General features: G+C 45.8%; 13 protein-coding genes and 4 pseudogenes. 9 read left to right on the top strand and 8 right to left on the bottom strand.

Annotated elements, in window-relative coordinates; genetic code table 11:
- Positions 1 to 5: 5 nt before the first annotated feature.
- Positions 6 to 1,097 (top strand): nitric oxide synthase, encoded by a 1,092-nt coding sequence (gene nosA / locus AC0DBE_RS14310; protein WP_472962597.1) that lies wholly within the window; start codon positions 6 to 8, stop codon positions 1,095 to 1,097.
- On the opposite strand, the gene AC0DBE_RS14305 is transcribed toward nosA, so the two are convergent.
- Positions 1,088 to 1,363, bottom strand: coding sequence for an acylphosphatase (locus AC0DBE_RS14305; RefSeq protein WP_013307940.1), 276 nt, complete (start codon positions 1,361 to 1,363; stop codon positions 1,088 to 1,090). The genes nosA and AC0DBE_RS14305 overlap by 10 nt on opposite strands.
- Before the next feature lie 67 nt (positions 1,364 to 1,430).
- Here AC0DBE_RS14305 and AC0DBE_RS14300 point away from each other — a divergent pair.
- Positions 1,431 to 2,096 (top strand): annotated as a pseudogene (locus AC0DBE_RS14300) (MOSC domain-containing protein).
- A gap of 47 nt (positions 2,097 to 2,143) precedes the next feature.
- Here the strand turns inward: AC0DBE_RS14300 and AC0DBE_RS14295 are convergent.
- From AC0DBE_RS14295 to map, 4 genes are all read right to left on the bottom strand, one after another.
- Positions 2,144 to 2,275, bottom strand: a complete 132-nt coding sequence (locus AC0DBE_RS14295; RefSeq protein WP_014113026.1) for a YflJ family protein — start codon at positions 2,273 to 2,275, stop codon at positions 2,144 to 2,146.
- 172 nt (positions 2,276 to 2,447) lie between these two features.
- Positions 2,448 to 2,603, bottom strand: coding sequence for a hypothetical protein (locus AC0DBE_RS14290; protein WP_014113027.1), 156 nt, complete (start codon positions 2,601 to 2,603; stop codon positions 2,448 to 2,450).
- Between the two features lie 109 nt (positions 2,604 to 2,712).
- A complete protein-coding gene (locus AC0DBE_RS14285) occupies positions 2,713 to 3,027 on the bottom strand; it encodes a DUF3243 domain-containing protein (RefSeq protein WP_014113028.1) in 315 nt (104 codons plus the stop codon).
- Between the two features lie 80 nt (positions 3,028 to 3,107).
- Positions 3,108 to 3,857, bottom strand: coding sequence for a type I methionyl aminopeptidase (map, locus tag AC0DBE_RS14280; RefSeq protein ID WP_003223067.1), 750 nt, complete (start codon positions 3,855 to 3,857; stop codon positions 3,108 to 3,110).
- A gap of 170 nt (positions 3,858 to 4,027) precedes the next feature.
- On the opposite strand from map, the gene nagE reads away from it, so the two are divergent.
- Positions 4,028 to 5,386: an N-acetylglucosamine-specific PTS transporter subunit IIBC gene (gene nagE, locus AC0DBE_RS14275; RefSeq protein ID WP_014113029.1), complete on the top strand. Its 1,359-nt coding sequence runs from the start codon at positions 4,028 to 4,030 to the stop codon at positions 5,384 to 5,386.
- A gap of 34 nt (positions 5,387 to 5,420) precedes the next feature.
- Here the strand turns inward: nagE and ltaS are convergent, their stop codons facing one another.
- Entirely contained in the window at positions 5,421 to 7,370 is a 1,950-nt protein-coding gene (gene ltaS / locus AC0DBE_RS14270; RefSeq protein WP_014113030.1) for a lipoteichoic acid synthase, read from the bottom strand.
- A gap of 113 nt (positions 7,371 to 7,483) precedes the next feature.
- Here ltaS and AC0DBE_RS14265 point away from each other — a divergent pair.
- The 3 genes and pseudogenes from AC0DBE_RS14265 (at position 7,484) to AC0DBE_RS14255 (ending at position 9,565) form a co-directional block, all read left to right on the top strand.
- Positions 7,484 to 7,625: pseudogene (locus AC0DBE_RS14265) on the top strand (hypothetical protein).
- Positions 7,626 to 7,629: 4 nt separating this feature from the next.
- On the top strand, positions 7,630 to 8,022 hold the full coding sequence (locus AC0DBE_RS14260; protein WP_061187068.1) for a DnaJ family domain-containing protein: 393 nt from the start codon (positions 7,630 to 7,632) through the stop codon (positions 8,020 to 8,022).
- A gap of 127 nt (positions 8,023 to 8,149) precedes the next feature.
- Positions 8,150 to 9,565: an alanine/glycine:cation symporter family protein gene (locus tag AC0DBE_RS14255; RefSeq protein WP_014113032.1), complete on the top strand. Its 1,416-nt coding sequence runs from the start codon at positions 8,150 to 8,152 to the stop codon at positions 9,563 to 9,565.
- On the opposite strand, the pseudogene AC0DBE_RS14250 reads toward AC0DBE_RS14255, so the two are convergent.
- Both AC0DBE_RS14250 and AC0DBE_RS14245 read right to left on the bottom strand, forming a co-directional pair.
- A pseudogene (locus tag AC0DBE_RS14250) lies at positions 9,562 to 9,873 on the bottom strand (endospore germination permease); the annotation flags it as partial. The gene AC0DBE_RS14255 and the pseudogene AC0DBE_RS14250 overlap by 4 nt on opposite strands.
- Positions 9,873 to 10,570: pseudogene (locus AC0DBE_RS14245) on the bottom strand (spore germination protein); the annotation flags it as partial. The pseudogenes AC0DBE_RS14245 and AC0DBE_RS14250, both read right to left, overlap by 1 nt.
- A 175-nt stretch (positions 10,571 to 10,745) precedes the next feature.
- Here AC0DBE_RS14245 and treP point away from each other — a divergent pair.
- From treP to treR, 3 genes are all read left to right on the top strand, one after another.
- Positions 10,746 to 12,158, top strand: a complete 1,413-nt coding sequence (gene treP, locus AC0DBE_RS14240; RefSeq protein WP_014113036.1) for a PTS system trehalose-specific EIIBC component — start codon at positions 10,746 to 10,748, stop codon at positions 12,156 to 12,158.
- A gap of 73 nt (positions 12,159 to 12,231) precedes the next feature.
- Positions 12,232 to 13,920, top strand: a complete 1,689-nt coding sequence (gene treC / locus AC0DBE_RS14235; protein ID WP_472962593.1) for an alpha,alpha-phosphotrehalase — start codon at positions 12,232 to 12,234, stop codon at positions 13,918 to 13,920.
- Between the two features lie 20 nt (positions 13,921 to 13,940).
- On the top strand, positions 13,941 to 14,657 hold the full coding sequence (treR, locus tag AC0DBE_RS14230; RefSeq protein ID WP_014113038.1) for a trehalose operon repressor: 717 nt from the start codon (positions 13,941 to 13,943) through the stop codon (positions 14,655 to 14,657).
- Positions 14,658 to 14,676: the final 19 nt, after the last annotated feature.

The raw sequence follows: 14,676 nt of genomic DNA, 5'->3' as shown, positions 1-14,676 counted from the left end.
GTTTGTTGGAAGAAAAAGAAATACTCTGGAACGAAGCGAAAGCGTTTATTGCCGCATGCTATCAGGAATTGGGAAAGGAGGAGGAAGTGAAAGACCGTCTCGATAGCATTAAAAATGAAATTGACCGGACCGGAAGCTATGTACATACGAAGGAAGAAATCGAGCACGGGGCGAAAATGGCTTGGAGAAACAGCAACCGCTGCATCGGCAGATTGTTCTGGAATTCGCTGACTGTCATCGACAGACGTGACGTCCGGACGAAGGAGGATGTGCGGGACGCCCTCTTTCATCACATAGAAACCGCCACCAATAACGGGAAAATCAGGCCGAGCATTACGATTTTCCCTCCGGAAGAGAAGGGTGAAAAGCAAGTCGAAATCTGGAATCATCAGCTGATCCGGTACGCTGGATATGAATCAGACGGGGAAAGAATCGGTGACCCGGCTTCCCGTTCCCTGACCGCAGCCTGCGAGCAGCTTGGCTGGCGCGGAGAGCGATCCGATTTTGACCTGCTGCCGCTCATTTTTCGCATGAAAGGCGACGAACAGCCGGTCTGGTATGAGCTGCCGCGTTCACTTGTGATCGAGGTTCCAATCACACATCCTGAAATCGAAGCGTTTTCTGATCTGGAGCTGAAATGGTACGGCGTGCCGATTATTTCTGATATGAAGCTTGAGGTCGGGGGCATTCATTATAATGCTGCGCCGTTTAATGGCTGGTATATGGGCACGGAGATCGGAGCAAGAAATCTGGCAGATGAAAAGCGGTATGACAAGCTCAAAAAAGTGGCGTCCGTTATCGGCATTTCTACTGATTACAATACGGATTTATGGAAGGATCAAGCGCTTGTTGAATTGAATAAAGCTGTACTGCACTCGTATAAAAAGCAAGGTGTCAGCATCGTTGACCATCATACGGCCGCAAGCCAGTTTAAACGGTTTGAAGAACAGGAGGAAGAAGCGGGCAGAAAGCTGACGGGGGACTGGACGTGGCTGATTCCGCCGATTTCACCCGCTGCCACGCATATCTTCCACCGTTCCTATGACAACTCAATTGTTAAGCCGAATTACTTTTATCAGGATAAGCCTTACGAGTAAACAACGGAAAATCGATGATGGCCTTCAAGGCTGCGGGATTCTGTGACAGAGACGTCGGTAACCTTAGAGAAAGGGCTGCCTTTCTTTACAGCCTCAAGAAATGATTGTAAGGCGTTTTCCGGGCCTTCTGCCAAAATCTCGACACGTCCGTCATCACGGTTTTTGACCCAGCCGGCCAGTTTTCGCTTATCGGCTTCCATTTGAACAAAATAGCGAAAGCCCACACCTTGAACCCGGCCGCCTGCAACGATTCGGTATTGAAGCATGTAAAAACCACCTTTTCTTTTTATGATAATCAATCATTTTACAACCTGTAAAGGGGATGTGCTTCGTATGAAGTCACTGCACTATCCAGTTCTTTCTCTTAATCTCGGAAAGCCGCAGACGCTTGAGTATGACGGCAAAAAAAATCGAAACCGGCATTATGAAGCAGCCCGCTGATTCCGCTGTTATGCTGTATCGGGAAAACTTTGAAGGTGACGGACAGGCGGATCTCGTGAATCACGGCGGACCTGATAAGGCTGTCTGTGTCCACCCGGCCGAACATTATCCGTTTTGGGAAGAGCTTCTCTCAAGACCGTTGCCAAGCGCCGCATTTGGTGAAAATCTGACGGTCGCGGGCCTGACCGAGGAGAACGTTTGCATCGGGGATGTGTTCAAGCTTGATGAAGCTGTTGTTCAGGTCAGCCAGCCGCGCCAGCCGTGTGTAAAGCTGGCGAAAAAGTTGGGCGTAAAGGAAATGGTGCTCAAGGTTCAGCAAACCGGCTATACCGGCTTTTATTTTCGCGTGCTGGAAGAGGGCAGGGTGGCTCCCGGCGCCAAACTGGAATTGCTGTCCAAGGGTGAGAAAGACATATCAGTCCAATTCGCAAATCGCATCAACTACCATGATGCAAAAAATCTCGCCGCCATTGAACGATTTTAAGTGAAGACACATTGTCGGAAAGCTGGAGAGCGTCCTTTATGAAAAACAGGGACAGGCTGCTGCCTGTTGAATAGAAAAAAAGCCGCGCATATCAACGAGCGCGGCTTTACCATTCTTATGATCATTTTTTCTTTGTTTCAAGCAGGTTGGCAAGAAAATAGGTTTTATAGCTTTGAAGCTTTCTTCCTTCATGGTGCGTGATCCCCTGCTTTTTTAATTCTTCAACATACCAGCCTTTACTGCCGTAATGCATGTCAGAAAACTCCTTTCCCTATCTCTCCCAATGGAGAGGGTTTTACCAAGCGATTGGCATTGTAACATCTATGGAAAGATGCTGAAAAGAGATGCGGGAAAAACTGAGCCTTTCGCACTAGCTGTACGAATGTTCTTCTGTATGTATATGCCGAGTAAAAGCTGAATATGATTTAATGGCCGGTTAGTTTGATCATGACAACGCCGAATGTCATAATGCTGAAAACAATGCCGATATATGTGAGCATCCCGTTTTTTTTCTTCACGCCGTAAACGGTCATCATGATGCCTTCAATGAAAAAAATGATGCCAAAAATAATAAACCACATGCAGATAAAGGCTCCTTTCACAGACATAATAGTAGTGTAGCATATCTGGAAGAGCCGGGCTGTGACAATATCAAGAAAGCCGGGCAGCATATGCGCCCGGCTCATATTTTTATTGCTTATCAACCAATTTGACCAGCAGCTGTGCCAAATGTTTTTTCTCATCTTCATCCGCAACACCCCAAAGCTCTTGTAGCAGCATTTCTTCACTGTTGTGCGGCTCTTCATGCTTAGCGAGGTAGTCTCCCAGGATCGCGGCGCTTTTCACAAGCTTGCCGTCATCCAATCCCAGCTTTTTGCCTCTGTTCACTTGTTTACTCAAGTAGTCTTTAAATTCCTCAAAGTCTTTTAAAATTTCTTCTTTTGTTGCGCCATGCATTGCATTCATTTCGTTTTCAATTTGGATTTTTTCTTGATCTCTGTTCATTGCCATACCTCCTCCTGCGAATAGTGATGTTTTACCTGCAATTGGAGGAGGTTAAACCATCCGGCAGCCCGGAATGTGTTTTACAGTTTTGTCAGGATAATTGGTTCATCTTTTGTGATGACGATGGTGTGTTCAACTTGGGCAACCATGCTTTTATCCGGTGTCTTGAACGTCCAGCCGTCTCCAGCTTCAACAATCGTTTCCGCTTTCGTTGAAATAAACGGTTCAAGGGCGATGACTGTGCCGTTTTTGAAAAGCGCGTTATCAAACGGATCATAATAGTTCATGATGTGGTTCGGCGCTTCATGCAGGCTTCTGCCGATTCCGTGGCCGGTCAGGGTTTTGATGACGGTAAAGCCTTGAGAGCGTGCTTCATGATAAACGGCTCTTCCGATTTGGTTTTGGCGCTTTCCTGCTTTTGCCTGCTGCAGCCCTTTCTGAAAAGCGTCTTCCGCGCATTGGCAAAGCTTATGAAGGCGTTCTTCTCCTTCACCGAGCACAAATGAGATGCCTGTGTCGGAATAGAAGCCGCCAAATTCAGCGGAGATGTCAATGTTCACAAGATCTCCCGCTTTTAAAATTTTGGAAGTGCTTGGTATGCCGTGGGCCACTTCATCATTTACGCTGATGCATGTCACACCCGGAAAGTCGTATTCTTTCTCAGGTGCTGAAACGGCGCCATGTTCATCAAGCACCGCTTTTCCGATAAGGTCAAGGTCTTTTGTGCTCATGCCGGGCTCTGCCTTCCGTTTCATTTCTTCACGCGCCAGCGCGACGATTCTTCCGATTTTTTTCAGGCCTTCTAATTCTTGATCGTTTGTTACAATCATCTGTCATTCCCGCTTTCTTTTTAAATAATCTAGTTTAAGCTTACCACAACTGTCTTAAAAATAGGAAACACACGGACCTGGGAAAAAAGAAATACCTTGGGAAAATTGGTATAGATCACTAGATATCCTATATGGTATATTTGAAAAAAAGGGGTATGAGGGGGATGGGTATGCTTTCATTTTTACAAAAACTCGGGAAGTCATTTATGCTCCCGATTGCGGTTCTGCCTGCAGTCGGGATTATCCTTGCGCTTGGCAGAGAGGATTTATTTAATATCCCGTTTGTCTATCAAGCGGGGACGGCGGTGTTTGATCATCTGCCGCTTATTTTCGCGATCGGAATTGCCATTGGCATTTCAAAGGACAGCAATGGGGCCGCGGGGTTGTCAGGAGCAATATCATATCTGATGCTTGACGCGGCGACAAAGACAATTGATAAAACAAACAACATGGCGGTATTTGGGGGAATCATTGCTGGTTTAATTGCCGGCTACACCTATAATCGCTTTAAGGATACAAAGCTGCCTGAATATCTTGGATTCTTCAGCGGCAGACGGCTTGTGCCGATTGTAACAGCCATTATTACGATCATTTTAGCAGGCATATTCGGAGTTGTCTGGCCGCCGATTCAATCGGGCATTAACGAGTTTGGAGAATGGATGCTTGGGCTCGGCGGCATCGGGGCTGGCATATTCGGCCTGTTCAACAGGCTGTTAATCCCGCTTGGCCTTCACCACGTGCTGAACAATATTTTCTGGTTCCAATTCGGAGAATATAACGGAGTGACAGGAGATCTGGCGCGCTTTTTCGCGAAAGATCCGACAGCAGGGACATATATGACCGGATTCTTCCCAATCATGATGTTCGGTCTTCCGGCGGCGTGTCTAGCTATGGTTGCGACTGCAAAGCCGTCAAAACGGAAAGCAACTGCGGGAATGATGATCGGGTTTGCCTTGACTGCGTTTATCACAGGGATTACGGAGCCGATTGAGTTTGCATTTATGTTTTTATCTCCGCTATTATACGCTGTTCATGCGGTCTTAACCGGGCTGTCTTTATTTATCGTCAACTGGCTCGGCATCCGCTCAGGCTTCTCTTTTTCAGCCGGAGCCATTGATTATGTGCTCAGCTACGGAATTGCAGAAAAACCGCTGCTGCTGCTTCTGGTAGGTATATGCTATGCGGCTGTCTATTTTATCGTGTTTTATGTACTGATTAAGGCATTGAATTTAAAAACGCCGGGACGCGAAGATGATGATGTGGATGAAGTGCTGGATGAAAATACTGTTCAGGATGTCAATGAAAACATCATGCTGAAAGGGCTCGGCGGAAAAGAAAACCTTCAAACCATTGATCATTGCGCCACAAGACTGCGGCTGACTGTGAAGGATACCGCTTTAGTGGATGAAACGCTGCTAAAGAAAGCAGGCGCAAAAGGGGTCGTCAAATCAGGCGGGCAATCGGTTCAAGTGATCATTGGCCCGAATGTCGAATTTGCAGCGGAGGAATTGAGAGCTGCGGTGAAATAAGAAAAAGCAGAGAGGCTAGCCTCTCTGCTTTTTCTTATTTATCTTCATCATCCGTTGACGTTTCGGAAGAATCTTCGTCATGTTTTGTGTAATCATAATCGGAAGGGTTCACCTTCGTAAAACCTTTCGGCTCATAGAACCGCAGCAGGTCTCCGTTTATGATTTTATCGGACATTTCAAGTTCCTTCTTGACGAGTGAGTCTTCTGACTTGTCGATTTCAGCTTCATCAAGCTCTTTTCCGGTTTTCGTATCGTAATACTTGCCGGATACTTTCGTGTACTTCGGTGAAATAAAGTCTCCGTTACGGAACGGAATCACTTCACGGTGTTCTTTAGATAAAATATCAGAACCGGACATCAGGTAGTCTTTCGTGTCCACTCCGAGCAAATGCAGAATGGTAGGAGCCACATCGACGTCTCCGGCATATTTATGAACTTGCTGGCCCTTCACGCCGGCAGCGTGGATAAAGAGCGGCACCCGTTGAAGCTGGGCGTTGTCATAATCAGTGATTTCATCTTTGCCAAGAACTTTAGCCATCGCTTTATTGTGGTTTTCAGAGATGCCGTAATGGTCTCCGTACATCACAATAACCGATTTATCATATAATCCGTCTTTTTTCAGGTCATTGAAGAATTGTTCAATGGACTGATCAAGGTAATGGGCTGACTGGAAGTAGTTGTTGACGACAGAGTCACCAAAGTCTCCAGCCGGGAAGTCTGTATCACCCTCATCCATTCCGAATGGGAAGTGGTTAGATAGGGTAATGAACTTCGTATAGAACGGCTGCGGCAGGCTTTCTAACAGCGGCATTGATTCTTTAAAGAACGGTTTGTCTTTCATGCCGTAGTTTTTCGTGTTTTCTTCGTTCATGTCATAGTAGGCAGAATCGAAGAACTTATCGATGCCTTCCGCTTTGTACATTTCGTTACGGTTCCAGAACGTCTGCGTGTTTCCGTGGAACGCAGCAGATGTGTAATCCTTAGACTTCAGAATCGCTGGAACGGATTGAAGCGTGTTTTGCGCTTTGTTTACGAAAACTGAACCTTGAGCCAGCGGGTACAGAGAGTTTTCCATCATAAATTCCGCATCAGATGTTTTACCTTGTCCCGTTTGGTGGAAAAAGTTATCAAAGTAGAACGTTTCGTTATCGTGTGCCAGTTTATTTAAGAATGGTGTGACTTCTTTGCCGTCAATTTTATAGTCGATGATAAATGACTGCAGAGATTCAAGTGAAACGTAAATGACGTTTTTTCCTTCCGCTTTGCCGAAATACACGTTATTCGGCACGTCGTAATTGGCTTTCATGTAGTTTTCCACTTCCGTCACGTCGCTGGAATCGGCAAGCGCGCGCTGGCTGTTGGATTTGATATTCTGCACAGCGTCATAAATCGTAAAATTGTACGTGCCCAAGTATTTCACAAGATAGTTTCGGTCGAATGATCTTGTCAGCAATTCAGGTCTGTCTGATTCCGCAACTGCCAGGTTGATTAAGAACACAAGAATCGAAGATGCAAGAACGATTCGGAACGATTTTTTGCTGGACGTTTCGGCAGGCTTGTTCACTTTGATCGCCAAGATGATCAGAATGATCGTATCGATAAAGTAAAAGGCGTCAGTCGGTCTCATCAGCGAAAATGCGCTGTCACCGAGTTGGCCGCCGTTTGTTTTAGCCTGCATAATGACCGGAATTGTAATAAAATCATTGAAAAATCTGTAGTACACAATGTTTGCGTACAGTAAAAAAGACATTAAAAAATGAATCACTATAATGGCTGTCTGCTGTAATTTTTTCTTGAACAAGAGTCCAAAGCCAAGAAAGAACAAGCTTGAGCTTAAAGGATTCACAAAAAGCAATATTTTTTGTATCGTGTTGTCTATTCCTAAGTTGAAGTTCAGGACATAACCGACATACGTTTTGATCCACAACAGGACGACCGCAATTAAGAAGAAGGCCAGTCCTCTTTCTTTTATAAATGTTTTCATTGTTACACTCCTTTTTTCCGATCACAGTTCGAGCGAAACGATAGAAAAAACGAACGTATCCAATATAACACGAATCAGCAGATTAGAAAAGTGAAAATCGTCGGGTTGAGAAAGTGGCGAAAAACGCCGTCGAATCAACGTTTCGCTTGACATATTGCCAAATGTAAAATAAGGTTTCTTTCTAGAAATCCAGGAATAAAATGGTACTTAGGGAGGTGTATGATAAAATATAAGGAAATAAATGAAAAGAGGTGAATTGATGGATTTTTCCCATATTGTGTCTGAAGATAAAATTAAGCGTGCCATCAAAGACGGAGAATTTGAAAACCTTCCGGGAATGGGAAAACCGCTGCCAAAGGATGACGCGGCACACTTGCCGGAATCGCTTCGCATGAGCTACCGTATGTTAAAAAATGCGGGAATGGCAGAGGACGAGGGCGCGCTCAAAAAAGAGCTCATGACCATCGACCATTTAATCGCAAAATGCTATGACGAAAAAGAACGTGAGCTATTAATCAGAAAAAAAAACGAAAAGCAGATGCTGCTTGATAAGCTTGTTGAAAAAAAAGGCATGTTTTCAAAGCCAGCGTCCGCTTTTTATAAGAATAAAGTATATGACCGGCTTGGACGAAACAGACCTTCTTCCAGCTGATTTGTCTTGTCTGAAGGATGGCGATTGATACAAGCCATCCTCTTTGTGTTCCAGTGGTCTCTGTCTAAAAGGTTTATGTTTAACCGTCTGTGGGGAAATGACTCATAAACGAAAAAAGGGTGATGGGATGGAACAACTATTGGAATGGATAGAGCGTATATCTGATTGGCTGTGGGGTCCGCCGCTAATCATCTTGCTGACGGGGACGGGATTGTACTTCACCATTTTGCTGAAATGTTTTCAATTTCGCTACCCCTTATACATTTTGAAGCAGACGATCGGCAGTGTAGGAAAAAAGCCGAAAGGAGAGGGCACAGTCACTCCGCTCCAGGCATTGACGTCAGCCCTCAGCTCAACGATCGGTGCGGCGAACATTGTCGGGGTGCCTGCCGCTATTATGTTTGGCGGACCCGGAGCGGTTTTTTGGATGTGGCTTATAGCCTTATTTGCCATGGCGATTAAGTTTTCTGAAAGTGTGCTTGCTGTTCATTACAGAGAAAAAAATGAGCAGGGGGAATTTGTCGGGGGACCGATGTATTACATAACAAAAGGGCTGCACATGAAATGGCTCGGCGTATTTTTCTCTGTTGCGCTGATCGTGGAGCTGATTCCGAGCATTATGGTTCAGGGGAATTCGGTTTCAGTCTCTCTTGCCGAAACATTTTCTTTCAATAAAATATATGCGGGAATCGGCATTGCGTTTTTGATCGGGTTAGTGGTAATAGGAGGGGTAAAGCGGATTGGAAAAGTAACAGAGTTTGTCGTGCCTCTTATGGCAGGGGCATACGTGGGAGCCGGTCTCCTGATTGTTCTGATGAATCTTTCATCAGTGCCGGCGTTTTTCTCTCTTATCTTTTCGAATGCGTTTACCTCTTCTTCAGCAGTTGGAGGATTCGCTGGTGCTGCCCTGGCTGAAACCGTTCGCTGGGGATTTGCCCGCGGTCTGTATTCTAATGAAGCCGGAATGGGAACAGCCCCGATTGCACATGCGGCGGCAAAGACTGATCACCCTGTAAGGCAAGGGTTCTGGTCTGTGATCGGAATTGTCATTGACACTTTAATCATCTGCACCACCACGGCTTTTATCGTCCTTTCATCCGGTGTCTGGACAGGGAAGAATGCCTCAAATGACCCGGCAGCACTGACGACGGCTGCATTTCAGCACTATTTTGGTTCTGGCGGAGGGTATTTCGTTTCGGTTTCTCTCGTTTTCTTTGTTGTATCGACCATTATGGTTGTCATTTTTTACGGCGTAAAGCAAGCTGAATTTCTGTTCGGGCGGCTGGCAGGACACGTGATCAAATTCGTTTATTTAGCGGCTATTATCATAGGTGCCGCAGGCGGAGCAAAAGCCATCTGGGGCATATTGGACTTAGCATTAGTTTTTATTGTTGTCCCGAATGTGATTGCGCTGCTGTTATTGAGCAGAAAGGTAAAAGCGCTATATACCGAATTTTTTACATCTGAACAGTATTACCTGAAAGATAGAGGGAAAACGAAACAGGACCCTGTTTATCAAACAAAAGAAGCCAAAAATTCTTAGCGTTTTGCTTTGGCGCCGAACATCGCTTTGCTTTTGATGATCAAATAGATGAATAAAGGCAGCAAAAAAGAAATCACCTTATTAATGATCGGCTTGATTCTATTAAAGTCGATCAGCTGATTTGTATTCAGGAAGAACCAAAAGCTGCATACAAGCGAAAACATGCCGGTTGGTGTATACATGGCTTTCAGGTCGATTTTTGAGTGTAAGAAGGAAAGCCCATATACCACAATATAAAGCGAACCGGCTATCTTCACCATAATGATCGGAATCCATAAGGGTGCGATGATCAGGTCTGAACGATCCAGGTTACGACAATCACCATGGGGGCAGTCGCAATCTCCGCTTCAGCGGCTGTCACAATGACAAGAGCGCCGAGAATGCTGACCGTCTGGCCAACGGTTTTCGGCAGGCGCATCCCTCTTCACGGAGAGCCTCAAAAGAAATTTCCATAATCAATGCTTCTATGATGGCGGGGAAAGGAATCAGCCGTGCTGAACATTATACCCTGAGGCTTTCAGTGAAGCCCTCTCTTGATCCTCTAATGGTTGATTCTGTTATCGGTTATTCAATGCTTCTTCTTTGACCGCCTTTTATTTTTAAAATCAGGCATTTTGAATGCCCGTCTGCAAATAAACCCGCGTTCCCCTCAATGATGGATGCAGCCACTTTGCTTACACTAGTTTCTGACGCAACGCTTGAAATCGATAATGTGTTTTGCAGCGACTCTTCATGTTCATCTATCTGATCCGTCAGATGCCTCAAGAAAGGACGGAGGGCGTGATCCTGAATATGTTCAGATTTTACAATTCCTTCGATATAAATAAATCCGCACAGCCCGTTTCCAAAATCAAATTGTCTAAATACGATGTTTAAGCAGCCTTCTGTTAATAAGGTCAGAGTATCGAGGTTTTCCTTTAAATCGGGAGAGATCGGTCTGTCCTGATGTTCTTCAATCTCTTTGATGAGCTTAAGCGCTTTATCGCGTTTATCCTGCTTTTTCAATGTCTTATTCAATAAGTGCTTGTGACTTTTAGGGTAACCTTGTCTGTCTGTTTCAGATATTCCCGGACTAGGATGAAAGCGCTATAAAAAGTTGTTGACTACATGTATATACAGGAATACAATATAGTCATAAGTTGTATATACAAGTTATAAAAACGGATACGGAGGGGTTGGCATGGGGGAACTGAACAAATCGGCACGGCAGATTGTCGAAGCAGTCGGCGGTGCTGAAAATATTGCAGCGGCAACTCATTGTGTTACACGTTTGCGTTTTGCATTAATAGATGAAAGCAAGGTTGATCAAGAGGAACTTGATCAGATTGACGTTGTAAAGGGGTCGTTTTCGACAAACGGACAGTTTCAGGTCGTGATCGGCCAGGGAACGGTCAACAAAGTGTACGCTGAACTGGTCAAGGAAACGGGGATTGGCGAGTCAACAAAGGATGAAGTGAAGAAGGCTTCAGAAAAAAATATGAATCCTTTGCAGCGTGCTGTGAAAACGCTTGCAGATATTTTTATTCCGATATTGCCTGCGATTGTCACGGCGGGTCTCTTGATGGGGATCAATAACATTTTAACGGCGCAGGGCATTTTCTTCAGTACAAAGTCGATTGTGCAGGTCTATCCGCAGTGGGCGGATCTCGCTAATATGATTAACCTGATTGCAGGCACGGCCTTTACGTTTCTGCCTGCGTTAATCGGCTGGTCTGCGGTCAAACGGTTCGGCGGCAATCCGCTCCTAGGCATTGTGCTTGGCGTTATGCTCGTGCATCCTGATTTGCTGAATGCGTGGGGATATGGCGCCGCAGAACAAAGCGGAAAGATCCCGGTATGGAATTTGTTCGGCCTTGAGGTGCAGAAAGTCGGCTATCAGGGACAGGTGCTCCCGATTTTGCTGGCATCCTATGTGCTGGCGAAGATTGAGGTGTTTTTAACAAAGCGTACACCTGAGGGCATACAGCTGCTCGTTGTTGCGCCGATTACGCTTCTCGTAACAGGTTTTGCTTCTTTTATCATTATCGGCCCGGTTACATTTGCGATCGGAAACGTGCTGACTTCAGGGCTTATCTCGGTGTTTGGCTCTTTTGCCGCACTGGGCGGTTTGTTATATGGCGGTTTCTACTCAGCGCTCGTCATTACCGGCATGCATCACACGTTTCTTGCAGTCGACCTGCAGCTCATCGGCTCAAAGCTTGGCGGCACATTTTTATGGCCGATGCTGGCGCTTTCTAATATCGCACAAGGTTCGGCTGCGCTGGCCATGATGTTTATCGTGAAAGATGAGAAACAAAAAGGCCTTTCCCTCACATCAGGGATTTCTGCTTATCTCGGTATTACAGAGCCTGCCATCTTCGGAGTGAATCTGCGATACAGATTCCCGTTTATCATTGCGATGGTCAGCTCCGGGCTGGCCGGAATGTATATTTCTTCTCAAGGTGTGCTGGCAAGCTCCGTCGGTGTCGGCGGCGTGCCGGGTATTTTCTCAATCATGAGCCAGTACTGGGGCGCGTTTGCAATCGGGATGGCTATTGTATTGATCGTGCCGTTTGCCGGAACATACGCGTATGCAAGATTCAAACATAAATAACCAATGGGGAGCGGGACGTGTTTTAGCGTTCCCTTTTCCCGTTTTTATTCTGAAAAATCGGTGGTGGAGACAGATGAAAACAGAACAAACGCCATGGTGGAAAAAAGCTGTGGTCTATCAAATTTATCCGAAAAGCTTTAACGATACGACAGGAAACGGTGTCGGCGATCTGAACGGCATTATTGAAAAGCTTGATTACTTAAAAACACTTCAGGTGGATGTGCTTTGGCTGACACCGATTTATGACTCTCCGCAGCAGGATAATGGGTATGACATTCGTGATTATTACTCGATTTATCCTGAATACGGGACGATGGAGGATTTTGAGCGGTTACTGTCCGAAGCCCATAAAAGAGGCCTGAAAGTCGTCATGGATCTTGTCGTCAATCATACGTCAACAGAGCACAAATGGTTTCAAGAGGCGATTTCGTCAAAAGACAGCCCGTACCGTGATTTTTATATATGGAAAAACCCGCAGGAAAACGGTTCTCTTCCGACGAACTGGGAATCGAAATTCGGCGGCTCGGCATGGGAGCTTGACGAAGCATCGGGCCAATACTATTTGCATCTGTTTGATGTGACGCAGGCTGATTTGAATTGGGAAAATGATGAGGTCAGAAAGCATGTCTATGAGATGATGCATTTTTGGTTTGAAAAGGGAATAGACGGCTTCAGGCTTGATGTCATTAACCTGATTTCTAAAGACCAGCGCTTTCCGAATGCGGAAGACGGCGGTGACGGCCGTTCCTTTTACACTGACGGGCCGCGGGTGCATGAATTTCTGCATGAAATGAACGAAAAGGTGTTTTCACATTATGACAGTATGACGGTCGGTGAGATGTCTTCAACAACTGTAGATCATTGCATCCGGTATACAAATCCCAAAAATAAAGAACTTGATATGACGTTCAGCTTCCATCATCTCAAGGTTGATTATCCAAACGGTGAAAAATGGGCTTTGGCGCCGTTTGACTTTTTGAAGCTGAAGAAGATCTTATCCGAGTGGCAGACGGGGATGCACGCTGGAGGGGGATGGAACGCTCTGTTCTGGTGCAATCACGATCAGCCGCGCGTTGTATCTAGATATGGAGATGACGGCGCGTACAGGGTGAAATCGGCGAAAATGCTCGCTACCGCCATTCATATGATGCAGGGCACGCCTTATATTTATCAGGGCGAGGAGCTGGGAATGACGAATCCGAAGTTTGCTGATATCAGCTCGTATCGGGATGTCGAATCACTGAACATGTATCACGCTTTTAAGGAAAAAGGAATGCCCGACCAAGAGATCACAGCAATTTTACAGGCGAAATCCCGCGACAACTCCAGAACGCCTGTCCAGTGGGATGATACGGAGAATGGCGGTTTTACAACGGGCACGCCATGGATACCGGTCGCCGGCAACTATCGGGAAATCAATGCTGAAGCGGCGTTGCAGGATCAGAACTCGGTGTTTTACCATTATCAAAAAATGATTCAGATTCGAAAAACATATGACATTGTGACAGAGGGGACGTATGAGTTAATTGCAAAGGATGATCCGAACGTTTTTGCGTATCTCAGACACGGCAGCAATGAAAAGCTGCTCGTGATCAATAATTTCTATGGGACAGAGGCAGCCTTTACACTGCCGGATTCTATAGCGCCTGACGAGTGGAAGGCAGAGGTGCTGCTGACGAACGATGATGTGAGGGAAGAGCTGCAGAACATGACGCTCCGTCCGTATGAGTCCATTGTTTATCGTTTAACGAAACCGTGTTAAACTAAGCTGGGTGGTCCATAATGAAGGTGAATAAATTCATCACAATCTATAAAGACATCGCGCAGCAAATTGAGGGCGGCCGATGGAAAGCGGAAGAGATTCTCCCGTCTGAACATGAGTTGACCGCACAGTATGATACATCAAGAGAAACGGTCCGAAAGGCGCTTCACATGCTTGCGCAAAACGGCTATATTCAGAAAATCAGAGGGAAGGGCTCTATCGTTCTCAACCGTGAAAAAATGCAGTTTCCCGTCTCAGGCCTTGTCAGTTTCAAGGAGCTCGCACAAACGCTTGGCAAAGAAACGAAAACAACTGTACACAAATTCGGGCTGGAGCCTCCGTCAGAGCTGATTCAAAAACAGCTCCGGGCCAATCCGGATGACGACATTTGGGAAGTCATCAGGTCTAGAAAGATTGACGGGGAACATGTAATTTTGGACAAGGATTACTTTTTCAGAAAGCATGTGCCTCACCTGACGAAAGAAATTTGTGAAAACTCCATATATGAATATATTGAAGGAGAGCTGGGTCTTTCGATCAGTTATGCCCAAAAAGAAATTGTTGCCGAGCCATGTACGGATGAGGACAGGGAGTTGCTCGATTTACGCGGCTATGACCATATGGTCGTGGTGAGAAACTACGTCTTTTTGGAGGATACGAGTCTGTTTCAATATACGGAAAGCAGACACCGTCTCGACAAATTCCGATTTGTTGATTTTGCGCGGCGGGGAAAATGAGAAAGGCGCCTGCCTGCGG

This window comes from Bacillus sp. VA15, from assembly GCF_055721145.1.
This window is presented reverse-complemented; position numbering and strand designations above follow the sequence as displayed.